Annotated in this window: 15 protein-coding genes; 5 read left to right on the top strand and 10 right to left on the bottom strand. The window is 62.7% G+C overall.

Features of this window, described 5'->3' with window-relative positions:
- The first annotated feature begins 114 nt into the window (after positions 1-114).
- Complete coding sequence (locus tag ACO08C_RS09800; RefSeq protein WP_421785290.1) at positions 115-1,584, top strand: pilus assembly protein TadG-related protein; 1,470 nt, start codon at positions 115-117, stop codon at positions 1,582-1,584.
- Here ACO08C_RS09800 and ACO08C_RS09795 read toward each other — a convergent pair.
- From ACO08C_RS09795 to ACO08C_RS09775, 5 genes are all read right to left on the bottom strand, one after another.
- Positions 1,581-2,207 carry an FKBP-type peptidyl-prolyl cis-trans isomerase gene (locus ACO08C_RS09795; protein WP_421785289.1) on the bottom strand — a complete coding sequence of 209 codons (627 nt, stop codon included), beginning with the start codon at positions 2,205-2,207 and terminating at the stop codon, positions 1,581-1,583. The genes ACO08C_RS09800 and ACO08C_RS09795 overlap by 4 nt on opposite strands.
- Positions 2,208-2,244: 37 nt before the next feature.
- Positions 2,245-2,754: an SRPBCC family protein gene (locus tag ACO08C_RS09790; protein WP_421785287.1), complete on the bottom strand. Its 510-nt coding sequence runs from the start codon at positions 2,752-2,754 to the stop codon at positions 2,245-2,247.
- An 86-nt stretch (positions 2,755-2,840) separates the two neighbouring features.
- Positions 2,841-4,766 carry an alpha/beta fold hydrolase gene (locus tag ACO08C_RS09785; RefSeq protein WP_421785285.1) on the bottom strand — a complete coding sequence of 642 codons (1,926 nt, stop codon included), beginning with the start codon at positions 4,764-4,766 and terminating at the stop codon, positions 2,841-2,843.
- 25 nt (positions 4,767-4,791) lie between these two features.
- Positions 4,792-7,644 carry a M16 family metallopeptidase gene (locus tag ACO08C_RS09780; RefSeq protein WP_421785284.1) on the bottom strand — a complete coding sequence of 951 codons (2,853 nt, stop codon included), beginning with the start codon at positions 7,642-7,644 and terminating at the stop codon, positions 4,792-4,794.
- A 90-nt stretch (positions 7,645-7,734) separates the two neighbouring features.
- Positions 7,735-9,591 (bottom strand): dipeptide ABC transporter ATP-binding protein, encoded by a 1,857-nt coding sequence (locus ACO08C_RS09775; RefSeq protein ID WP_421785283.1) that lies wholly within the window; start codon positions 9,589-9,591, stop codon positions 7,735-7,737.
- 153 nt (positions 9,592-9,744) lie between these two features.
- Between ACO08C_RS09775 and ACO08C_RS09770 the strand changes: the two genes are divergently transcribed.
- Complete coding sequence (locus ACO08C_RS09770; protein ID WP_421785281.1) at positions 9,745-11,637, top strand: sensor histidine kinase; 1,893 nt, start codon at positions 9,745-9,747, stop codon at positions 11,635-11,637.
- Here ACO08C_RS09770 and ACO08C_RS09765 read toward each other — a convergent pair.
- The 4 genes from ACO08C_RS09765 to ACO08C_RS09750 all read right to left on the bottom strand — a co-directional run bounded on the left by ACO08C_RS09765 (position 11,634) and on the right by ACO08C_RS09750 (position 16,584).
- The gene (locus ACO08C_RS09765) at positions 11,634-12,566 is read right to left on the bottom strand and encodes an acyl-CoA desaturase (protein ID WP_421785279.1); all 933 of its coding nucleotides are present in this window, start codon (positions 12,564-12,566) and stop codon (positions 11,634-11,636) included. The two genes, ACO08C_RS09770 and ACO08C_RS09765, sit on opposite strands and share 4 nt — an antisense overlap.
- A 116-nt stretch (positions 12,567-12,682) precedes the next feature.
- Entirely contained in the window at positions 12,683-14,602 is a 1,920-nt protein-coding gene (locus tag ACO08C_RS09760) for an SDR family NAD(P)-dependent oxidoreductase (protein WP_421785278.1), read from the bottom strand.
- A gap of 84 nt (positions 14,603-14,686) precedes the next feature.
- A complete protein-coding gene (locus ACO08C_RS09755; RefSeq protein ID WP_421785276.1) occupies positions 14,687-15,214 on the bottom strand; it encodes a DsrE family protein in 528 nt (175 codons plus the stop codon).
- Positions 15,211-16,584: a spinster family MFS transporter gene (locus ACO08C_RS09750; RefSeq protein ID WP_421785274.1), complete on the bottom strand. Its 1,374-nt coding sequence runs from the start codon at positions 16,582-16,584 to the stop codon at positions 15,211-15,213. The genes ACO08C_RS09755 and ACO08C_RS09750 overlap by 4 nt, the downstream gene beginning before the upstream one ends.
- A gap of 338 nt (positions 16,585-16,922) precedes the next feature.
- Between ACO08C_RS09750 and ACO08C_RS09745 the strand changes: the two genes are divergently transcribed.
- From ACO08C_RS09745 to ACO08C_RS09735, 3 genes are all read left to right on the top strand, one after another.
- Positions 16,923-17,246, top strand: coding sequence for a UrcA family protein (locus ACO08C_RS09745; protein ID WP_421785273.1), 324 nt, complete (start codon positions 16,923-16,925; stop codon positions 17,244-17,246).
- Between the two features lie 252 nt (positions 17,247-17,498).
- The gene (locus ACO08C_RS09740) at positions 17,499-19,205 is read left to right on the top strand and encodes an autotransporter assembly complex protein TamA (protein ID WP_421785271.1); all 1,707 of its coding nucleotides are present in this window, start codon (positions 17,499-17,501) and stop codon (positions 19,203-19,205) included.
- Between the two features lie 20 nt (positions 19,206-19,225).
- Positions 19,226-23,131 carry a translocation/assembly module TamB domain-containing protein gene (locus tag ACO08C_RS09735; RefSeq protein ID WP_421785270.1) on the top strand — a complete coding sequence of 1,302 codons (3,906 nt, stop codon included), beginning with the start codon at positions 19,226-19,228 and terminating at the stop codon, positions 23,129-23,131.
- On the opposite strand, the gene ACO08C_RS09730 is transcribed toward ACO08C_RS09735, so the two are convergent.
- Positions 23,128-24,726: an AMP-binding protein gene (locus tag ACO08C_RS09730; RefSeq protein ID WP_421788697.1), complete on the bottom strand. Its 1,599-nt coding sequence runs from the start codon at positions 24,724-24,726 to the stop codon at positions 23,128-23,130. The genes ACO08C_RS09735 and ACO08C_RS09730 overlap by 4 nt on opposite strands.
- Positions 24,727-24,806: the final 80 nt, after the last annotated feature.

Raw genomic sequence — 24,806 nt, 5'->3', positions numbered from 1 at the left:
AGCACAGCGACCGAACCTTAACCCTGCACGGCGCTTTCGCGTGCGTGCCGCCCGCATTTGCGCACTCCTGCAGCCCGATAATGGCGCGGGGCTTGTCCGAAGATGCGCAGATGGATGTCCAGATTTTGGCAGAGAACTGACGGCAATGTCGCCATGCTGTTCGCGCTGGCGCTCGTCCCCATCATCGTGATGGGCGGCGGAGCTGTGGATTTCAACATGGCGGTCAATGCCCGCGGCCGCCTCGCCGAAGCGCTCGATGCGGCCGCCCTCGCCGTCGGGGCCTCGCCGAATCTCGCAACTGAAGATGCCCAGGCGCTCGCCCTCGCTGTTATTTCCGCCAACTATCCGGAACGCGAATTCGGGGATCTGGGTGGTGTGAATATCAGCATCGACGACTTCAACAATGTCGTCACGGTAACTGGGACGTCGACGGTGCAGACCGCCTTTCTCGGCCTGATCGGCATCCATTATCTCACTGTGGGCTGGGAGAGCGAGGTGCAGCGCGCCCGCACCGCCCTGGAGCTGGTAATGGTGCTCGACAATACGGGCTCCATGTCGGGCTCCAAGATCAGCGCCTTGCGCGATGCGGCGCATCTGCTGACCGACATTCTGCACGACAACGCAGCCGAGCCCGAACTGCTGGAGATCGGCCTCGTGCCGTTTTCCTCAACCGTCAATGTCGGCACCGCGCACGAGCGCGCCTGGTGGCTCGATCCGGACGGGCTGTCCTCCGATCATGCGAACAATTTCGACCCGCCGGCCAATCGCTGGGATGTCATCGACTCGATGCTCTATGAGCGCTGGGACGGGTGTGTCGAGGCGCGGGCGATTCCGTTGGACGTTGAGGACGTGCCACCCGATCCGGGCGCACCGGAAACCCTGTTTCTACCCTATTTCGCTCCCGACGAACCGAGCGGTGAGTCAGGCTTTTCGAACAGCTACATGTCCGACCAGATGAGCGGCGGCGATCTGCTCGCGCGGCTGACGAACTCGGCGAAATACGCCGGCGTGAATCCTTATGGCTGGGCGTCGAACTGGGGTTGTACGGCACGCCCGGTCACTCCGCTGACGGCCAGCCGGACAACCATCGACGACGCCATTTCGGACATGATCGCCAGCGGCACCACCAATATTCCCATCGGCATATCCTGGGGCGTGCGCCTTTTATCGCCTCAGGAACCCTTTACCGAAGGCAATCCGTGGGAGGATGACGACAATATCAAGGCCATGGTGATCCTCACGGACGGCCAGAACGTCATCAATGGCCGCGGCAATTTCAATTATTCCGACTATTCCGGATACGGCTATGTCCGCGAGGGCCGGCTCGGCGTCATCACGTCGAGCTCATGGGCCTTGCGCAACGCCCTGAATGACCGGACCGAAGCCGCCTGCGCCTATGCCCGGGCACAGGGGATCCGCGTTTACACCATCACCTTTCAGGTCAGCTCATCGACCACGCGCGACATGATGCGCGACTGCGCCTCGCATCCGAGCCTCTATTTCGACAGCCCGTCCAACGAGGCGCTCCGCAATGCCTTCGAACTGATTGCCGGCGATCTGACCAATCTGCGCCTGTCGCGCTAGGCGTCCTCGCAGCCGCCATCCTCACGGCCCGGCAGGCAGATCAGCTCCATGCGGAAATACAGCGCCTGGTTCGGTCCGATCGGACCGCCCGGCGTGCCGCGCTCGCCATAACCAAGCTCAGCGGGAATGAAGAGCTCCCACTCCTCGCCGGTGCGCATCAGCGACAACGCCTCGATCCAGCCTGCGATCAACCGGTCGGACGGGAATTCCGCCGGCGCGCCGCGCTCGTATGAAGAGTCGAACGGCTCGCCGAACGTATTTTGCCCGACATAGTGGACGCGCACGATTTCGCCGCCTCCGGGTGTCAGACCCTCGTCGCCGGCAGCGCGCAGGACGCGGATATGCAGGCCGGACGGCAGCGCGTAGACGCAACGCTGCAAGCTGGCCCGCTCCATGAACAGCTCGCCGATCACCGCATTGCGTTCGGCCGGGCTGGGATTGCCGCCAAATTCGAAATCACCGGTATCGACAACGGGTTCGTCGCCATAATCTGCGGCATCGCACTGCCGCGCCGCAGCGACGACCGACGCCGCGCTGGCCGGATCTTCTGGAATGGGCGGTCCCGACGGCCCGCTGGTGCAAGCCGCCAGCGCGAACAGACCAGTAAGGATAAGTGGGCGCATCAGCGACTCCCTTCGTTGATTTCGCCGGGATCGCAGCCTATTCGGCCTCTGGCGTCAATGCCTCGGACATTAGTGTCAGCACGGCCGGCCAGTTCTCCTGGAAATAGGCATAGGCATCATCCCATTCGCCGCCCTCGCCCCAGCCGGAATGCGTCAGCGTTACGCGGGTGCGGGTCTCGTCCAGAGGTTCAAGCTCCAGCGTGAGCGGCGTCAGGTGCGGGCGCACCTCCGGCATGTAGGGCGGTAATGCCCAGGTCACGGTCAGCATTCGGTTCTCCTGATAACCCAGAACCGTCGTGCCTTCCGAACCCCGCATGCCTTCCGGCGCATCAGGCAGGAAGTACACCTCGTAGGTGCCGCCGGGGCGCAGATCGATCTCTGCCGCCGGAGCGAAAAAGGAGAGCCCCGCCTCGGTGGTCCAGAGCTGCCACACCTCCGCCGGGCTCGCTTCGACCTCGATGGACGCCACGATGATCCGGTCGGTCGCCGCAGCGGGCGCGGCAAGCCCACAAGCTCCCGCAAGGAGTGCAAACACAAAACGCATCATGAACGATTCCCCGGCAAGAACCCTCGCCGTCAGACGCTAGCCGAGACGCGCCAAAACGGCGAGGCAATTCTTCGTGACAGCCGGAGTTACTCGAGTTCCAGCGTATCCATCAGGAACATCGTCACTGCTTCGCGCATGAAATCCTGGTTGGAGCGCTTGGAGAAACCATGCCCCTCATCCAGCGCCAAGAGATACCATGGATCGCCGCCGGCCTCGCGGACGGCCGCCAGTATCTGCTCGGCTTCACTGGCCGGAACGCGGGGATCGTTCGCGCCCTGTATGATGAAAAGCGGGCTGGTGATCCGGTCGGCGTGGTTTGAGGGCGAGATTTCCTGCAAATGCTGGTTCATGTCCGGATCGCGCTCGTCGCCATATTCCGCGCGGCGCAGATCGCGGCGATAGCCCGACGTGTTTTCCAGGAAGGTCACGAAATTGGAGATGCCGACAATATTCACACCGCCCGCCAGCCGGTCATTGTAGTGCATCAGCGACGCCAGAACCATGTAACCGCCATACGATCCGCCATAAACCACAATGCGGGAAGCATCGAGCTCGGGCTGTTCGGCGATCCAGTCGAGGAGCGCGCCGATATCCCGGACCGAATCCTCCCGCTTGAAACCATTGTCGAGCGCGACGTATTCCGAACCGTAACCGGATGAACCGCGTACATTCGGCGCGATGACCGCGGCGCCCAGCTCGGTCGTCCAGTACTGGAAGGTCGAGGAAAATCCGGGACGGTACTGGCTTTCCGGACCGCCGTGAATGGACACGATGACCGGCAGCGGTTCATCGCTTTCCGGCCGGAAGTAGAAGGCCGGGATCATGCGGCCATCGAAAGTCTCGTACTCGATCAGGTCAGGCGAAACGAAGGTCGAGGTGTCGAGACCGCCGACCTCGCTCTGCGTCCACCTGACCAGCTCCGTCGAGCCCACCTCAAAAGTATAGGCGTCCGCCGGAGATGTTGCCGAAACGAAGGTCACGCCGATGCGTTCGCCGGCTTCGTCAAACGACAGGCCGCCCATCAGGCCGACCGGCAGCTCCGGCACGTCCAGGGCCGTCCCGCTGTCCACATCGATCATGTGCAATTCCGACAAGCCGCCGGAATTGGTCACATAAGCGATCCGCGATCCATCCGGGGACAGATCCATCGACGAAATATCCCATCCATGATCCGGTCCGAACGGTGTCACCTCGCCGGTGGCAAGATCAATCCGCGTAATCCGGCGGAATTCACCGAACTGATCGCTCACCGCCCAGATCGCATCGCCTGACGGATCGAACTCGACCGAACCATAGGCGATCTCGACATCCGGATTGACCTGTTCGAGCGTGCCGCTTTCAAGATCCAGCAGGTGGATTTCCGAATGCTGGATCGAATAATACCGGCCAATCAGCAGGTGCGTGCCGTCCGGCGAAAACTCCAGCGGATACATCGCGCCATCGCCTTCCAGCACGACGGTCCGCGTCCCCTCCGGATCATCGACCGAGGCAGCCAGAATATCCCAGTCGGCTTCGCCCTGTAGCGCCCGGTACCAGGCGACCCTCTCGCCATCATCCGACCAGGTAATGCCGCCATTGCGGGTCGCCGCTTCGGTCAGACGGGTCGTCTCGCCGCTTTCCAGGTCGAAAAAATACGCCTGGAACATTTCGTCGCCGCCGGTATCGCGGGTGAAGATATAGCCGCCACCCTGGCTGGGACGGTAGCTCGCGCCGCCAACGCGCTCGTCAAAGAAGGTAAGCTGGCGGCGATAGCCCATCGGCTCGGCGACATGGTGGATCTGCGTGGTTTCACCGAAGCGCGTCGAAATCAGAATGCCGCCATCCGGACCGACAAAATCCTGGAACCCGGCCGACCGGGTGTTCTGGAATTGCTGCAGCCGGTCGCGCACCGCTTCCGGTATGTCGGGAATATTCTCCATCACGAGATTGCCTTCGGTGATCCGTTCGGCCCCTTGGGCCCAGGCAGTCGTGGTCATGGCCAGCGAAAGAGCCAGTCCTGCTGCGATCCGCATGATGTTACTCCCGTAGAATGTCGGTTCAGCGCTCCGGATTTGGAACAATGCTGACACGGTAGGCCGCGTCAGCCGCCAGATAAAGTCGCGCAAGATCGACAATCTCCTCCAGCGTAATGTCGGAATAGTCCTCGGTGATGGTCCGGATACGGTCCAGCCGTTCGGGGTGGGTCCAGGAATTGGAGAGCCACGACAACCAGGCAATATTGTTCTCGAACGCGTTCTGGATCTGCTCGACCAGCGGACGCCGCGCCCGCAGCAGCTCGTCATCGGTGATCTCGCCATTCGCCATGTCGGCGGCAATCAGGTCGATCGACTGATACACCCGGTCGATATTCTCGACGCGGATATCGGCGCCCACAAAGAGATAACCGTAATCCGGATGATAGAAGCTCTCCACGTTCGACGACTGGGCCGAATAGGTGAAGGCTTCGCCCTCCCGCAGCGTCTCGGTCAGCTTCAGGTCGAGAACCGCACGCAACAGGCGCAGCGTGCGCGAGCGGCGCGCATCGCTGTCATCGGTGGTCGGCCAGTACACATTGACCAGGGCTTGTTGCTCACCACCATTGTGCGTCAACACGATGGGTTGCTCGGCCGGCTCGGGAAATTCCAGAACTCGATTTTCCTCGTATTCCGGCCAGCCCGAGGCGCGCTCCGGAAGAGCACCGAATGTCGCGGCGATGGCATCAAGCACTTCGGCCTCGTCAAAATCCCCGACCACGGTGATTTCGATCGGCGCGCGTTCCAGCGCCGGCGCGACGAATTCCCGTACATCATCGAGATCGACGGACATCGCTTCGTCCTCGGTCGGAAAACCGTACCGGTCATCGCCGGACCGCAACATCCGCGTCACATCCCGGCTGCGAACACCGGCGGGTGTCGAACCGAGATTCCGGCGGATCTCCGGAAACTGTGCGCGGAACTGCGCGAGGCTCTCTTCGCGGAAACCCGGCGCCGTCATGTAGGCGGCCATCAGCTGCATCTGCAGTTCGAAATCTGCCGGCGTCGTGGCCGCCGACAGTGTGAAGGCGCCGGTGCCGACACTGAAGCTGCCGCCAACATTGCGGCCCGCCAGAATGCGTTGCATCTCGTCGATGGAATGCGCTTCAAGACCGCCCGACGCAAACACGCTGCTGGCGACCGTATCGACCACCGGCACCGCCCGCGGCTCGAGATCGCCGCGGCCGAAACTGGCATTGATGCGGATCGTGTCGTCTTCGAAATCAGTGGGCTTCAGCGTGACGCGGACATTGTTGTCGAACACCACACGGGTCAGGCCAAGGTCTCCGATCTCGGTACGGTCGGCAATTTCGCCCGGGGTGCCGAAATCTTCGTAGGCCCAAGCCGCCAACTCGACTTCTTCCATCGCCTCGACATCGGTGTCCTGGCTCTCCTGCCAGATCTCCGCAACCCGCTGCTCGGCGTTTTCGATCTCCAGAGAGGTGGCGAGGAAGACCAGCGGCCCGTTACCGGTCCACTGCTCGCGGAACGCCGCATTGACGGCGTCCAGCGCGATCTCACTCTCGACGGCATTAAACCGCGCCAGAGCGTCGGCAGGATGGCTGAACACCGTCTCGTAGCGCCAGGCGCTCCAAAGCGCATTCGCCAGGCTGGCCGAATTGCGCGTATCGGCCTGTTCCACGGCGGTTTCCAGCGCGGTGCGCAAATTGGTCAGCTGTTCGTCGAGCTCCGATTGCGTGAAGCCATGCTGAAGGGCACGACGCAGCTCCTGCTCGACAAGGGCCAGGCCTTCTTCCCAACGGTCCGGCTGCGCCACTGCCAGCACATTGGCGCGCGCGGCAATGCCGAACTCATCCGTCGAATAGCTGGCGCCGCCCTGCAAGAGTGGCGAGGTACCGGTATTGATAATGGTGGTGAAACGGCGGCTCAAAATCGAAGTGCCGAGCGTGTCGATCAGACCCTCAAACCGTGCGGCCGCGGTGTCGGGCTCAATCGTATCCGGCTTAATCGATTCCACCGTCAACACGGTGAAGAACTCCGGATCGTGAAAGTATCCGGTCGCAAAGCCGCGGTCAGGATCCACCTCGCCGGCGACAATGTCCGGCGTGTCCTGCTCGCGCGATTCCCAGTCCCCGAAGGCCTCGATAATGGCCGCTTCGAGGGCGTCCGCATCGACATCGCCAACGACCGAAATAAAAGCGCGGTCCGGCGTGTAATATGTTTCGTAATAGCGCGTGAATGCTTCGCGCGGCGCCGTGCTGATTACCTCCGGCAGGCCGATGGCGTCGCGCTGCGCCAGGCGCGATCCCGGATAGCGGAATTCAGACAGCGCATTGCTCCAGCGCCGGATCGGCGTGTTCCGCACGCGCTCTTCGGAAAGAATGATGTCGCGCTCGCGATCGATGGCGCCGATCTCAAGTGTCAGGTTCGACGCCGTCTCGCGCATCAGGAACAGGCCGGTATCGAGCGTCTCCTCGTCGGTTTCCGGCATGTCCAGCTGATAAACGACAAATTCGCGATTGGTGCCGGCATTCGTGTCCGGACCGAATTCCAGACCGTAGCGCTCCAGCAGCGCAACCATCTCGCCCTCGGGAACATTCTCCGATCCGTTGAACGCCATGTGCTCCACAAAATGAGCCAGTCCGCGTTGGTCCTCGTCCTCGACCAGCGAACCGACATTGAACGCCATCCGGATCGAGGCCGTATTGGGCGGGGTTGCATTGGGCATGATGGCATAGCGCATGCCGTTTTCGAGCTGGCCATAGCGGACGTTGGCATCCGGCGCGATATCGCTCCGGTCATGCGCGAATCCATCGCCCTGAAGCGCAATGGCCGCCGTCGGCAGCGCCACCATCATGACCGCGGCGGACAGCGCAATCACGGGCTTCACAAGCATGGAAAATCGGGAACGAAGCATGGGAAATGTCCTTGCATGACTGGCTTGGCGCGCGAACCTAACGGCATCGCAGAGCGGAACGAAGTGAAATATAGGTCAGGTTAGGCGCGGCTAGCGATCACTGGCCAATACGGTCTCGATCGGATCGTGCTCGGCCACGAAATGCCCCGGCTCGACCTCGATCAGCGCTGGCCGGTATTGCTCGGCATCCGGATCGTCAATCACCTTCGACTTGAGGAAACGCAATTGCGCGCGCGGGTCCATCGGCGAAGGCAGGTCGCCCTCGAGTTTTAGCCGCTCGCGCGACTTCTCGATGACCGGATCGGGGATCGGCACTGCTGAGATCAAAGCCCGCGTGTAAGGATGGCGCGCATCGTCGTAGATTTGCTGGCGATCCGCGAGTTCCACCACGCGGCCGAGATATAAGACCATGACGCGATGCGAGACTTCGCGCACGACTGACAGATCGTGCGAGATGAAAATCATCGACAGATCCATCTCCTTCTGGAGCGAAATCAAGAGGTCGATGATCTGCGCCTGGATCGACACGTCGAGGGCGGATACCGCTTCGTCGCAGATGACCAGCTTCGGCCCGAGGATCATCGCCCGGGCGATGCCCACGCGCTGGTTCTGGCCACCGGACAATTCGTGCGGATAGCGGTTGATCATGTTGGGATCGAGCCCGACCTTCTCCATCATCTCCCGTACGCGTGTTTGACGTTGCTGCCGCGTCATGCGGTTTTCATAGGTCAGAAGCGGTTCCGCAATCGACGCCCCGATCGTCATCCGCGGATCGAGCGACGCCAGCGGGTCCTGAAACACGATCTGCAGGTCGCGGCGGGATTTGCGCAGCACGCGCTTGTTGACGCTGGTCAGATCGCGTCCGAGCCAACTGACCACCCCCCCGGTCGCCGGCACAAGCTGCAGCACCGCCCGTGCCAGCGTCGATTTTCCACAACCGGACTCGCCGACGACACCCAGCGTTTCACCCTTGCGCAATTCGAAGGAGACCCCGTCCACCGCCTTCAGTGGCTTGCGCTTCGGGAACAGTCCGCCACCGACCGTTATCGGGAAGTGAACCTTGACATCTTCAACGTCCAGCAGAGCCGCCTCGTCTGGCTGACCGGCATAGGCCGGCAAGGCCTCATGACCCGGCTTGTCCGGCTGGTCGATCCGCGGCATCGCATCGAGCAGCATCCGCGTGTAATCGTTTTTCGGCTGGTGGAAGATGTCTTCCACGGTGCCACTCTCGACATATTTGCCGTACCGCATCACCTCGACGCGATCAGCCATGCGGGCCACCACGCCCATATCGTGCGTGATCAACGCGATGGCCGCTCCGGTCTCGCGTTTCAGATCGTCCATGATGTCGAGCACCTGCGCCTGCACTGTCACATCCAGCGCGGTCGTCGGTTCGTCGGCGATCAGGAGGTCGGGCTCACACAGCATCGACATCGCGATCATCACGCGCTGGCGCATGCCGCCGGAGAGCTCGTGCGGATACTGGCGTAGCCGCCGCTTGGCCTCCGGAATGCGGACCCGCTCGAGCCATTCGAGCGCACGTTTGTCGGCGGCATCACCCTGGAGCTTCATGTGCTTCTTCAGGACTTCGCGCATCTGGTTGCCGACCCGCATGTGCGGCGTCAGCGAGGTCAGCGGGTCCTGGAAGATCATTGTCATCGACTTGCCGCGGATACGGTTCAAACGCCCCGCCGGCAGGTTCAGGATTTCTTTTCCTCGGTATTTTATCGAACCGGTCGCGCGGCCATTCGACGCCAGCAAGCCCATCGCCGACAGGAAAGTTTGGCTCTTGCCTGAACCCGATTCGCCGACGACCGCGAGACATTCGCCGGGCTGGATGGCGAGATTGATCCCGCGTACCGCCTCGACATCGCCGTCCGGCGTCGAGAACGTTACGGCGAGATCTTCAACCGCGAGAATGGGTTGGCTGCGATCAGACTGGGCCACGCGCAGTGTCCTTACGGTTGCTAAGCGCTGGGGAGGATACTGCCCGTTACCTATTTGACCAGCGTCGAGATCAGGCGAGTAACAGCAATGCGAATAGGGTTACGAAACTGTAGGTATTCCTTATGATTCAGGTTGATTCGCTGGGGCTGCGAAATGACCGAACCGTCCTCGACATCCGGGCTCGACGCCGCACAGGCGCAGCAGTTGTTTTTGGACGCGCTGGATTCCAGTGGCGATACAGCCTGGCGCCTTGATTTCCGTACGGGCGAGGTGGAGCTTGCTGGGCGGTCGCTGAAGGCGATGTTCGGAATTGATGCCGAGCTTGCGCGTATACCCCTCGCCGAATGGAAGTTGCGGCTGCAACCCTCCAGCAATGCGCATTGTGATCAGTTCATCGCGGATCTGCGCGCGAAAGGGCGCGGCGAAACCGAGCTCACATTTATCATGGAATGCGGGCGCGAGGTCACCGTATCCAATCGCGGCCGGGTGATCGAACGCGATACGGACGGCGGACCGGCTGTGGCCGCCGGCATTTACTCCGATATCACCGATCAGAAAGCGCTGGAGCACCGATTTGCCGAAATGGCCGAGTATTTCGAGGTCGCGATCGAAGCCACTGACCTGGCGATCTGGCGGTGGGATTTCACGAGCAATACTGCGCAACTCGACGGGCCGCTCGTCCGCCATGTGGCGTTGGAAAAGAGGGGCCGCGACATCACCGACGCCGAATGGTGCTCCTTCGTGCACCGCGACGATCTCAAGGAAATCCTCATACAGACCGACGAGATGGCCCAAGGCAAGCGGGCATCGGTCGATCTTATTTACCGCCTGCGCGATACCGACGGGAACTGGCGCTGGCTCCATTCATTCGGCCGAGTCACCAAAGCCACGGCAGACGGCAAGGCGTTAATTGCAAACGGCATTTTGAAGGACGAGACTGAAAATTTCCGACTTCGCGACCAGCTCGAAGCCTCGCGCAGCTATTTCGAGACCATCCTGCGCAATACGCCCGCCCTTCTGCATCAGACAAATGACCGCGGCATCCTGCTCGACGTCAGTGAATATTGGTTGCGCTTCATGGGCTATGAACGCGACGAGGTGATCGGCCGGCCGTCGGTCGAATTCCTGACCGAGGAATCCCGCCATTACGCCTTGAACCATGCCATGCCGGAGTTTTTCGCAACGGGGCATATTCGCAATGTCGCCTATCAGTTTCAGAAGAAGAGCGGCGAAGTCTTTGACGCGCTCCTCAATGCGCATCTGACCGTCAATCCGGAAACCGGCGGCAAATACGCTTTCGCGGTGATTTCCGATGTCACCCAACTGCGCCGGGCCTATCGGGATCTCGAACGGTCAAATCGTGAACTGGATCGCTTCGCCACCGTTGCCTCGCATGACCTGCAGGAACCGCTGCGAAAGATCCGTGCCTTCGCGACCATGCTGAAGACCCGCTATAGCGACAGTGTCGACAGCGACGGTCAGGCCTGCCTTGAATTCCTCACGGACGCGGCCGGCCGCATGCAGGATCTGATCGACAGCCTGCTGGAATATTCCCAGCTCGAAGTGCGCCCATTACGCTCGGCGAAACTGTCCCTGTCTGCAGTGATCGGCGAGGTCCGGGGGCGTTTGTCCGACACCATCGCAAAAGCGAACGCTCAGGTCGTGATAAGCGGCGAGGACGAGATTCACGCCGACGCGTTTCTGCTCGGGCAGATTCTGCAGAATCTGATCTCCAATTCACTGAAATATCGTTCCGGCGCGCCGCCGCGCATCGACATTGGCCTGTCGAGCGATGAGAACGGATTTTTGCTACGCGTGGCCGACAACGGCATGGGCTTCGATCCGAAATTCGCCGAACAGGTCTTCGAGCCTTTCCGGCGCCTTCACGCGCGCGGCGAGTTCGGCGGTGCCGGGATCGGTCTGGCGATCGTGCGGCAGGCGGTCGAACGGCAAAACGGCCGGATCTCTGTCGAGACCCGGCCGCATGAAGGCACGGAGTTTTCGATTGTCTTGCCCCGCGTCGAGACGGCGCGGAGTGTTGCCTAGTTGCGGACGGTGACCGGCGCCGGCAGGAATTGCGGCGCGATCTTCAGATCCTTGACGAGTTTCAGCCTGTTCAGCACCAGCAGCGCCGTTCCGTTGTAATCGACAATGCGGTTCCAGATGCCGCGCTTCGGCAAATGTAGCGCGCTGCGCGGGAAATCATGATGATGCCCGTGCAGGGCCTCTCCGCCGGTCAGCAGTGCCAGCAGGTAATCCACCCAGCGCGGCGTTTTCAGATGGCCGAACACATTCACGCCCAGCGTCGTGGCGTGAAACTGGATGCCGCGGCCGATCACCAGGCAGGCATGTAGGATCGCGATCAGCACGACCGGGCCGCCCAGCGCAAAGGTAATACCGTAGGCAAGCAGCGGCAGCATCAAATGGATACCGAGATACAGCCAGATGAAATGGCGGTCGTGGAACATGACGGCCTTGTGCCGTTGCAGCCAGCGCGCCATCGGACGATCGAGATCCGCTTCGTCGCGCCACAGGAGCCATCCGACCCAGGCCCAGAGCTTGCTTTCATGCGGATTGTGCGGATCGCCGGCGCGGTCCGACCAGTGATGATGCTGGGTATGATAATTCACCCAGTCCTTGACCCGCCCCTGCATGGCAATCACGCAATTGATCACCACCATCACCTGTGCCGGCGCGGTCAGTTGACCCGCCCGATGCTGCCAGATCCGGTGAAGCGGGCCGATGCCCATATTGCAGATGAAGATGGCAAAGGCGGTCGCGGCGATGGCCAGCGGCGCATACCACCAGTGCAGGCTGACGCTTTCCAGCGCGAAACCGGCGATCAGGGCCGTCAGCAAAGCGAGCACGCCGAGGGCCGGATAGATAATCGCCGAAAACACGCTCGGCCAGTCAAGCGTTTTCCAGGATTTCAGGATCGCTTCCGAGCGGGCGATGATGGAACTGTCTGGAGTCATTTACTCTACCTTGATGGAATGGCGCCGACCGCTGCTCGGCACCCGTGAACAACGCGAATCAGGATTTGCGGTTTTCTGGAAGTTTGGCAAGGGTTCATGAAACGTCCGTGAACGCATCAATTGAACATTCTGCGACCTATACGGGTGATCGTCGCCGATTCAACGCTACGAATTCGTCTGACGTCGGAGTGAATCCGGTCAGACAGCTCGACCGCGCTTTTGTCCTTTGAGAATTGCACCAGCGCCTTAACGTCCGTGATCGTATAACGGCTGTTGGGATTGGGTTTGAGCTTTTGCAGCCCGTCGAGCGTCGAGATCAGAATCTCGCCCTCATCGACCAGCGCCTCGCGCAGTTTTTCGCCGGGCCGCAAGCCGATAATCTCCACCTCGACCTCGGATTCCTTCCCGGCCGGGGCGCACAATTCGATCAGGCGTTGGGCCATGTCGACGATCTTCACCGGCTCGCCCATATCCAAAACGTAAACCGCCGGCTCGCCGCCATTGCGCGCGGCTTCGATCGTCGCATGCAGCACGAGTTGCACCGCTTCCGGCACCGTCATGAAAAAACGTTCCATGTCCGGATGGGTGATCGTCACCGGCCCGCCGGACTCGATCTGCGAGCGCAGGATCGGCACAACGGAACCATTTGAACCCAGTACATTGCCGAAGCGGACAACGCCGAAACGCGTATTGCCGTCGGCTTCATCCGCCATCCGGTGGATGACGGCTTCGGCCAGGCGTTTGGCGGCGCCCATCACATTGACCGGCTCGACCGCCTTGTCCGTCGAAATCAGCACCATCTGGGCAACGCCGAACTCGCGCGCGGCCTGCGCCACATTGGCGGTCCCGAGCACATTGGTTTCGACGGCCTGCTTGGGATGATCCTCCATCAGCGAGACATGCTTCAGCGCAGCCGCATGGAAAATCACGTCCGGCCGTGTGGCCTTGATCGCCTCGCGGATCGCCCGCCCGTCGCGAATGTCGCGCAACAGCGCCCGGCGCTTCACCGATGTGAACCGCTCCGAAACCTCGCGATCGATGTTGAACAATGGCGTTTCGGCCAGATCGAGCATGATTAGTTCGGAACAGCCCAGCGCCGCCGCCTGGCGGCATAATTCCGACCCGATGGTCCCGCCCGCACCGGTCACCATGATGCGGCGATTGCGGAATCCGCTGCGCAGCGGTTCCAGCGGCAGATTCACCGGCGACCGCGACAACAAGTCTTCAAGCCGCAGCTTTCGCAGGCGGAACCGGCGGTGATCGCTTTCGGAAAGCTCGGCGGTCCGCGGCAGGGTCAGAATGCGGAAATCGCGTTTGCGCAGTCTCGCTATCGCCCCTGGATCCAGCTCTTTCATGAGAGCGGGCGGCGTGGAGAACACCAGGGCAAGGTCGGTGCCCGACCCGTCGGTTTGCGCATCGACGATGGATTCCAGCACTTTGGTGCTGCCCAGCACCCGGACGCCGCGGATACCCTGGCCGCGCATGCCGTCATCGTCGAGCACGATGCCGACCGGAATGTAGCCGAAATCGGGCCGGTCAATGACTTCGCGCAACGTGTTCTCGACATCGTTGGGCGAGCCGATCAGCAGCATGCGCGGCTGACTGTCGTCTACGTCCTTTACGGGCAGCGGTAACAGCAGTTCCGCCAGCCTTTGTTCGCGGACCGCGCGCACGGCCGTGCGCACCAGCATCATGCCGCCTGTCGCCAGCATCCAGGTAAATCCGTAGAACTCGCCGGGCCCCATAGCCGAACGGAAGAAAAGGTAATCGAACAGCGCCAGACCCAGCGTCGCAAACAGCGCGACTTGAACGATCCGCAGAAGATCCGGCGGCGATACGTAGCGCCAGGAATGACGATAAACCCGCGCCGGCAGTTGAACCGCGATGATCAGCAGCGCGAAAACCGCAGCATTGAGCGCCCAGGCACTCGATCCGCCGACGGGCCAACCATTGGAGGAGGCAAGAAACCAGCCGCCCACGAACGCGCCCAGGGCAATCAGGACGTCGATCAGCAGCTTGGTCGAAATTGTCAGCAAGAAGGCCCCCCGGCTCCGACTGTTACACGTTTAACGCGGCTTATACGTCTATCCGTTTCATGATGTACGACATTTTGCAGTGCTTCAGAAGGGGTTAAGCGTATATCCCCTTTGTTGCAATTGCGCATGCGCCGTCATCGCGGACAGACTCATCCTCACCCCTAGCATCAGATCTGCGGCCGTAACGCCGTAATATGCGGCCGACTGACCGCAGACATAAATCTCCACATTGTTGGCCAGCAATTCCGCGACCAGCGGCGCATTCGGATGGTGGTCGCCGGACCCGGCTTGCGCCACATCCGAGACAGCCCTTCCGTGAATGACGACCGCCGCGTGAATGTTCGCAAGATCCATGCCGGTCCGCGCATGCATGTTGATGAAGCGCGCGGCTGAAACCAGCGTCCGGTTCAGCTCACCCGCTTCGGCGGCATCGGCGGTATCGAAAGCGACGCGGAAAGCAGTATCGGTCGGCAAGGCTTCGGCACCGGGCATGTCTGCTACCGGTCCGTAGGATTCGATCACCGGTCCGGTTGAGAAGCCCGGCGGAAAATCCTGCCCGTGCGCTGCGCCTGCCATGAGAGCAAGACCGATACTCAACGCCCATTGTCTCATTTGGCCGCCTCCCAATCCTTGTCGATCGAGCGCCCGGCCAGCAGGAACAGGATCGCCGCGGGAATGATCATCGCGGCAATCGCCAGAATGGCAATCCGCAAGGCACCATCGCCGTAAGTCGCGGCGAGGAAATCGCTCAGCGCGCCGACCGCGGGCGGTCCGAAACCCAGTCCGATAATGTTGATGATCAGCAACAGGACGGCCGGCGCCATCGCCCGCATCGCCGGTTTGACAAGGTTCTGCGCGACCGCCCACACCGGCCCGTACCACATCGATCCGAGCGCGCTGGCGATTCCGAGGAGCACGAAGGCCATGGCGTTGGGCGGGATGGACAGGGACGCAAAATAGATCGGCAGGGCCAGCAGCAAGGCGACCCCGGGGATCACCACATAAGCGCTTAACCGCCGGGCCGAGAACCTGTCGGTCAGATAGCCGCCAAGCAGGGTGCCAACGAAACCGCCACCGCCCACGACGAATGAATATGGAATGGCCGCATCTGCCAAGGCGTCTTGCGGCGCGACGCCAGCGGCAAGCGAAATCCGCACGAAATAACTGAGCAGCCAGGGGAAGAGGCCGTATCCGACGAGCGAGGCGATCGCAGCCGCGAACGCCACGAACCAGAAGGACGGCTTGCTCGCCAGCGCCTTGACCACCTCGTTCAGGGTCGCGGCCTTGCGGTCAGCCGGTTTGACGCTCTCGAACCGGCCGCGTGGCGGCTCTTTGACGGTCAGCTTGACGATAACCGCCAGGATGATCCCCGGAATGCCAACGATCAGAAAGGGGACGCGCCAGGCATCGTCTGCGCCGATTGCGGCGAGCCAGTCAGGCGCGCCATGAAGGCTGTAATAGTCGGCGACCCAGCGATAAACGATCGCCGTCATCAAAATCCCGAGCACCGACCCGATCGGAATACCGAGCGAGTAAACCGAAAGGGCGCTGCCCCGCTTGCGCGGCGGCACATAGTCGGAGATCAGCGAATGCGCGGGCGGTGAGCAGCCGGCCTCGCCAATGCCGACACCGACCCGCATCAGGAACAGCATCAGATAGGAATTCACCAGCCCGAACAGCGCGGTAAATCCGCTCCAGACCGCTAGCGAGATCGAGATGATCGACACGCGGTTCCAGCGATCGGCGAGAAAGGCGATCGGTATGCCCAGCGTTGCATAGAGAAAGGCAAAGGCCGGGCCGGTCAGAAGCCCGAGCTGGAAATCGGAAAGATCGAAGAACGCCTTGATCGGCTCTTGCATCACCGCAACGATCTGACGGTCGATGAAGTTGAAGGTGTAAACCACGAATAACGTCAACACGACGTACTGGGTGTATCCGCCGGACGAACGTTCGTCCGGGCTCACCGCCGATTGATCGGTCATGTGCTCTCCCCGCAGTCCGCCTTGCCGGCGTTTCCGCGGTCCACCTTAGAGCAAGTTCCCGAACAGGCAATCTGGGCCGATTTCCGGACAGTTTATCGGCGCGCTTTCCGGTTCGAAATCAGCCGGTGTAAGTCAGGTATACGCTATTCGAGCGCTGCCCCGCCTGGCTAAACGGAAAGGTGCTGGCGAATTATTGTGTTGATTTGTCAACATTAATCGGCCTCCAACTATAGGCCGAAGATTTCGCTTTTGCTCCGTATCCGGATCATGTATATCTTATGACAGTTAGGTGACACATACATAACAAACCTGACACAGAAGAAGAAGGGGCAACCCCGATGAAAAAAACAATCCTCGCCCTCGCGGCCGGCGGCCTTCTCGCAGCACCTGCTTTTGGCACAAGCGATATGTTCCGCTTCGAGGCGCAGGCGTCTGAACTGCAAGACACGCGCAGTGTCGCGCTGCTCTATGAGCGCCTCGATGCTGCCGTCCTGGAATATTGCGTCGAACTTGTTGACGAACCGCAGGTTGTCACCTGCCATACCGAAGTGCTCGCCTCGGTCGTCGAACAATTCGACAATGCCAACCTGACAAGCCTGCACCTGCAGGCCACGAGCTCGGTCGACGGTGTTTCGCCGGCGGCCGGGGAAAGCGGAGTCTGATCAACTCCGTTTAGCGCAGAGTAGCGGCGGCCGGACCTGGCAGACCCCCAACGCCTGGGAACGGGACCGGCCCGCCGCTGCCATACGTCTCATGCGCCCCTAATTCGTTCCGCACCACGCGAACAGACGCGGCGCCGATCCATTGCCTCAAACACAATCCCGCCACATACACGCACTATTGGCCCGTGCCCTTAATCTCCGGCATGCTGCACGGCGCGACACGCCCTGCTCAGCGTCCGGCCGAGGCATCGAATGATCAGATGGGTGCTTATCTTGTGGTTGGCGGGCATCGCTCCGGTGTGGAGCGATGAGCCTTTGGCGCGCCTGCAGGGGCTCGACAACCGGACACTCGAAGCGGACTTGCTCGACATTCTTGGCACCTCCGAAACCGGGCCGGATGACGAAATCGCCATGCGCCGCGATCTGCGGACGGCCCGTGACCGCGCACAGCGTTATTTGCGTGCCCAGGGCTATTACGCCGCCATCATCGAAGGCGATATCGGGGACGACGGCCGGCCGCTCTTGCAGATTGAGACAGGTGCCCGCTTCACCATCGGTGTCGTCACAACAGAAACCGTCGACCCGCAAGCAACGGTGATCGCAGCGACAGCGATCGGAGTGGTCGAAGGCGAGTTCCTAACGGCGCAGGCGGTTCTCGATGCCGAAGCCCGCGGACTGGCCGCCCTGCGCAATGGCGGTTGGCCTGAAGCCGATGCCGGCGCTCGCCAGGTGATTGTCGACCATGCACGCGCGGCGGGCGACATCACATTCCGTTTTCTGCCCGGCCCATTCACGCGCTTCGGCGGTGTGGACTTGCAGACAGATGGGTGGCGCGACACCTTCATTCACCGCCTCGCGGGATTGCAGCCGGGAGAACCGGCGCAGGCCGAAGCGGTCGACGCCTACCGCGAACGCCTGGAATCGCTGGCCAGCGTAGCCACCGCGAGTGTCCGCTTCGGTCCGGCCGAGAACGGCATCCGGCCGCTCCAGGTTTCGCTTGAACCCGCCCCGAAACACGCCATTGAGGCAACCGTCAGCCTGTCGACCGCCGACGGCGCCGGGATCAGCACGGCATGGTCGCGCCGCAATTTCTATGGCGGCGACGAGACGCTGACCCTCACCGCCGAAATCGCTTCGCTCACCCAGGCGCTGACGGCAGGCCTGTCTTTTCCCTATTGGCAACGCCTTGACCAGCGTCTCGAATTGGCGGCAGGCGTGAAATCGGAAGACACCGATGCCTACCAGCAGGACGAAGTCAGCGTGTCTGTCGACCTCTACCGGGAGCTCGATGACGATCTCGACCTAAGACTGGGCGCCATTGCCGACGCGTCGCGGGTAACGGACGCCACCGGTGTACGCGACATCTATTCATTGCGGATCAATTCGGCACTCGCACTGGATCAGCGCGACGATCCGCTGGAACCGCGCTCCGGCGTTCAGGCCGCGATCCTGCTCAATCCGGGTGTCAGCTTCGGAGATACCGAGGCGACCTACTTGCAGGCCGAAGCCCGCGCCAGCTCCTATTATGCCCTGAACGACCACCTCACCGCGGCCGCTCGTGTGAGACTTGGTAGCATTGTCGGTGTGAGCGCAGCGGACTTGCCGGCCGACCTTCGCTTCTATGCAGGCGGTGGAGGATCCGCGCGCGGTTTCGAATACCAGTCCCTGTCGCCGATCGGACCGGACGGGGCCCCCTTCGGCGGTCTCTCCGTGACCGAGCTCAATGCGGAGCTCCGCTGGCGCGGCAATGGCCGCTGGGGCGCTGTGGCCTTTATTGACACCGCCTTTGCCGGCGCGAGCCGCACGCCTGAGTTCGACGACCTTCGCACCGGTGTCGGCATTGGCTTGCGCTATTATTTCGATTTCGCGCCGGTCCGGCTGGACCTGGCTACGCCGCTTGACCGCCGATCCGGTGAAGACGCGGTGCATGTCTATATCAGCATCGGACAAGCCTTTTGATCCTCGCGAAGCGTCCTCTCTTGCGCCGCTGGCTGATGCGAACCGGCCTCGCGGTTGCCGCCATGGCGCTCACGGTCCTGCTCTTGCTTTGGGCGGCGACCGGACCGCTGGGCCGGTGGGCCGTGATGCAATTTGCCGACGGGCGCGAAGTGGCGCGTGGACTGGTGATCGATCTCGACGGGCTCTCCGGCAATGTGTTGGCGGCACCGCGGCTCGATCGCCTCGTCGTCAGCGATGACGACGGCGAATTCTTGATTGTCGAGGATATCTCACTGGCCTGGGACGGCCTCGCCCTGCTCTTCGGCCGGGTGGACATCCGTGCGCTCGAAGCCGCCCGCGTCGATGTGCAGCGCCGCCCGGGATTGCGGGCGTCGGCCTCCGCCGGCAGCAGCCTCCCGGCGATCCGGATCGGCCGGCTGAATATCGGCACGCTGGAATTGGCCGAGCCCGTATTGGGAACCGCCGCCAACTTCTCGGTATCGGGCGAAGCCCGCCTGCGCGGCGACGGCACCCTCACGCTGGATGCCCGCCGCACCGATGTCGAAGGCGATCGCCTGTTTGCCGATATCAGCTGGCAGGAGGGCGGCGACATTTCAGGTGCATTCGAAGCTCGCTTGGCGGCTGACAGCCCGCTGGCCGATCTGGCCGGGCTGGACGGGACGGCAACCGCCATGACCGGCACGCTTTCGGGCAACGCCGACAGCGGAACCGGCACGGCGACTGTGCAGATGTCGGGCCGCGATATCAGCGTCCTCGAACTCGCTTGGCAGGACGGGCGTTGGACACTGCGGGCCGATACCGATGCCGCGCAGTTTCCCGACCGGTATGCGACGCCGTTCGATTCATCCTCGACCGCGCGCCTGACCGGCACACTGTCGCCGATACAGTTGGCCAGCGCAGATATCGAGGGACGCGATTGGCAAATCGGACTGCGGCCGACCGCTGCGCGCGAGTTCGACGTCACACTGTCCCTGTCGCGCACCTTCCTCGACAGCCTGCTGCCGGACACGGTCGCGATCGTCAGAGCCCGATTTGACGGCAGGCTCGACCTTCGCGCGGGAATGACCCTCGACGGTATTGCCGAGCTGTCGGACCTGCAGGCCCCCGGTATCACACTCGATGCGGCGGGCGGCGGTGTCACAATCTCCCGCCGTGACGGGGCGACCACGCTGTTCGCCGAATGGACCGCCACCCAAATCGATTTTGCCGGCCGCCCTGGCTGGCCGTCCCTCGCCTGGGCCGGCCTCAATATCGAGGCGCGGCATACAAACGGCCGCATCGATATACCGGCGCTCTCGCTGACCTCGGATGTCGCGGATGTCGACGCGGAGCTGACCGTAGCGAGCGAGGACTGGTCGGCTGATGGCGAAGTAAATCTGGCCGTGGCCGACATATCCCGCTTCACCGGACGCGCCGCCGGGCCGCTGCCGGTGCGCCTCGATATCACCATGCTCTCGCCGGACAGTGCCGCACTGGCATTCCGCGCCGATAGCCGCGAACTGGTCTGGTCGGATGCGCGATGGCAATCCGTATTGGCCGGCGCCCGCCTGGGCGGCCGCCTGACGACCGATTTCGACGCCTGGCAGATTAACGACTTGCGGCTGCAGGGAACCAACGCCTTGGCAACCGGCGAGATCGGCGGGACGGGTACCCAGTGGCGCGCCTTGCTGGATGCGGCGGTCAACACGGATCTGCGCATTGGCGGGGCGCAGCTGCAAGGCGGCGCGGCGCTGGCGCTCGAAGCCGAAGGGGAAGGCCGGACGGTCAACGCCGATCTTGTCGTATCGACCGAGCAGCTCCGCCTGGCGGGCCAGACGCTGCAGACGCCGCGTGTCGGGCTCGACCTGGAAACCGGTCCGGACAGTCAGCGCGCGCGCTGGCAGGCCGAAGCGGATACGCGTTTTGGCGAGCTTGTCGCCCGCGGTACGGCCGAGCGCGCAGCCGGCTCCACACAGATCGACATTGCCGAGGGCATGCTGGGAGAGCGCCCCTTCACCGGCACGGCCCGTTTCAGCGGTGGCAATATCGACGCGCGACTGGACGGCAGCGATTGGCCGGTGGGCGGCGGCGACATCGCGGCAATCGCGCTGACGGCGCGCCGCGATGCAGGAGACTGGGCTTTCACCGCGGACCTGTCCGGCGCTTTCCGGCAATCCGTCTCGCTGTCCGCGACGGCCAGTCTCGCCGATCGGGTTCTGGCGACCGAAATGACCGGCCAGTGGGGCGACATTCCCATCCGCACGCGGGAACCGGTGACCTATCGTTTCGCCGAAACCGACCGCGGTGTGATCGCCCGCTTTCGCGTCGGCTCCGGCCGCGCCAACCTTCGCTGGACGGAGGATCGCCAGTTCCGGATCAATCTTGAGGATTTGCCGGCCGACCTGTTTGTCACTCCGCTCGACCTGCCGGATTTCACCGGCCTGTTGAACGCCGAAGTCACCTTCCGCGAGCGCCAGGGCGTCTGGAGCGGTGAAGCGGCGGCACAAGCTACAGGGCTGCAACTCCGCCGGCTGCCGAATGCCGAACCGTTGTCGCTGGCCATGACGGCGGCGCTCGCCGACACGCTGGATGCCCGGATCGAACTGTCCGGCAATGGCCTGGATGGTCTCGCCGATCTGCGGCGCAGCGGCGGGTCGGTATCCGGCTTGGGCGAGCTGCGTGAGGATGCCCGCCTGTCCGGCACCATCGCACTGAACGGCGCCATCGAACCGCTCTTGTCGCTATTGCTTCCCGAAACCCGCCAGCTGGCCGGAGAGCTAAGCGTTGATCTGGACGTGGGCGGCACAGTTTACCGGCCCGTGATCGACGGTGAAGCACGGCTCGCCGACGGCCGCTACGTGTCCGAGGATTTGGGCGTGAATGTGCAGTCCATTGAGGGCGTCGCGCGGTTCGACGACGGCCGGCTCCGCCTCGACTCCTTCTCGGCGCAGGACCCGGCCGGTGGCACGCTCACGGCCACCGGCGGCGCAGTCCGGACAGACGATGGCTGGTCGTCGCAGAACCGGATCGAGTTCACGCGCTTCAACGCGGTCCGCCGTCCCGACCTGAACGTCATCGTCTCGGGATATTCGGATGTCACCCTGGGGGATAGCGGCATCGCCATCGCCGGCGAGGCGGAGATCAACCGGATTGACGCGCGGCCACCCGAAGCCAGCGCACCCTCCTTCGCCGAGATCGAGGTCACCGAAATCAACCACCCTGACGGCCGCAACGGCAATGGACGCGGCCGCCTGCCCGTGACGCTGGATTACCGCATTCACGCCGACGACAATATTTTCATTTCCGGCGAGCCGTTTTCATCCGAATGGCGCGGCAATTGGGAAGTAACCGGTGCGCCCAACGATCTGAACATCGTCGGCACCGCCGAGCTGATCAATGGCCGCGCCTATCTCCTGAACCGCTCCTTCCGCCTGGAACGCGGACGCGTCGTGCTGTCCGGGCCGGTGCGCTCGGCCTCGCTCGACCTGACCGGCGTGCACACGCGCGACAATCTCACCGTCAATGCCCGCATCAAGGGTCCGATCTCGGCACCGGCGCTCAGCCTGTCCAGCGAGCCCACCCTGCCCGAAGACGAAATCCTGGCGCGCCTCTTGTTCGACCAGAATGCCGGTCAGCTCAGCGCGCTGCAGACCGCCACCATTGCGGCACAACTCTCCGGCCAGTCGATCTTCGGCCTGGTCGGCAATCTGCGCCGCGCTGCCGGGCTCGACCGGCTCGATTTCGATACGACAACCGACGGTCAGTTCGTCGTCACGGGCGGCCAGCGACTGACCGACGATGTCTATCTCGAGCTGGAAAGCCGCGGCGCGGCGCTATCCTCGGCGCGTCTGGAATGGACGCTGACCCCGGACTTCACCCTGCTCTCGCGCCTCACCGGCGACACGGAAGGCTCGATCGCCCTGCGCTGGCGGACCGAATACGACTAGGCGCGCAGGCGGAAGCGCTGGATTTTTCCGGTCTGGGTTTTCGGCAGCGCATCGGTGAAATGGATGGCGCGCGGATATTTGTAGGGCGCAATCGTCAGCTTGACGAAATCCTGCAACTCTTTGGCCATCTCCTCGCCCGCCAGCAGCGGCTGTTTCAGCACCACATGCGCCGCGACAATGGTGCCGCGCTCCGCGCAGGGCTGACCGACCACGGCGCATTCGGCGACCGCGTCGTGCAGAAGCAACGCCTGTTCGACCTCCGGCCCGGCGATGTTGTAGCCTGACGCCACGATCAGATCGTCGGCCCGGCTGACATACCAGAAATACCCGTCCGGATCGCGGCGATAGAGATCGCCGGTAATGTTCCAGCCATCCTTCACATAGGTTTTCTGGCGATCGTCGGAGAGATAGAGACAGCCCGTCGGCCCCTTGACGGCCAGCTTGCCGATCTCGCCATCCGGCACCGGTTCGCCATCCTCGCCGATAACGCGGGCTTCATAGCCCGGCACGGCATGCCCGGTCGAGCCGGGGCGGATGTCGCGGCCCGTCGCCGAGATGAAGATGTGGATCATCTCGGTCGCCCCGATCCCGTCGACCAGATCGATTCCGGTGGCCTCTTTCCAGGCGCGCCAGCTCGCTTCGGGAAGGTGCTCGCCCGCCGATACGCCACCCTTTAGTGAGGTCAGATCGTAGGCCGTTTTCAGACCGATCAGCGCGCGATATCCGGTCGGCGCGGTGAACGTATGCGTCACGCCGAAGGTCTGGATCGCTTCGCACAGCGCTTCGAAGCCCGGCTTGGCCGGCAGCGCCGAAGCAATTCCGGCCCGCGCCGGAAACACGACAAAAGCTCCAAGCCCGAAGGTGAAGGCGAAGGGCGGCGTGCCGGCATAGATATCGCCGGGCTGCGGATCGAGCATGGCGCCGAATGTGTCCGCCATCGCAAGCACGGATCGGTGAAAGTGGGCGCAGGCCTTGGGTTCGCCGGTCGTGCCCGATGTGAAGGCGAGCAGCGCGACATCATCCGCTGCCGTATCGCAGGCGGTGAAGTCCGCCGGCTTGCCGGCCATCAGCTGGCCGGTTTCGGCGTCCGCCCCCAACATGGCAACTTGCTTGAGACCGCTGGCCGCCTCCATCGAGGCCGCGACCGCCTCTTTCAGCGCCGGCACGCACAGCGCCAGCCGGATGTTGGCCTTTCTCACGATCTTGGTGATTTCAGGCTCGCGCAGGAGCGGCATCGTCATCACCGCAATACCGCCGGCCTTGAGACAGCCATACCAGGCGATCATCAGATCGACGCTATTTCCGCCATGGATCAGCACCCGCTCGCCGGTCACAAGGCCGAGATCGTCGGTCAGCACATGGGCCAGCCGGTTCGCTTCGGCATTGAGCTCGGCATAGGTCAGCGTGCGCGCCGCGGAATAGACCGCCACCCGATCGCCCCAGCCCTTCTCGATCGCTCCGTCGAGCAGTTCGGCGGCGGCATTCAAACGATCCGGATACTGAATGTCGGAAATTTCAAACCGGAAATCCGGCCAGTCGCTCTCTTCGGGCAACTGTTCGCGCGCGAAACCATCCGCATAGCCTGACGGCGCCATCGGCATGGCTTTCTCTCCCCTTTTGCTGCGCGGATCGTTAGTTTGTTGTGTGAATCGCCGCGCAGTTCTTGGGGGTATTG

The organism is Hyphobacterium sp., assembly GCF_965229905.1.
In the GTDB taxonomy this organism is placed as follows: Bacteria; Pseudomonadota; Alphaproteobacteria; order Caulobacterales; family Maricaulaceae; genus Hyphobacterium.
Note: the sequence above shows the minus strand (reverse complement) of the source record. Positions and strands in the feature narration are given on the sequence as shown.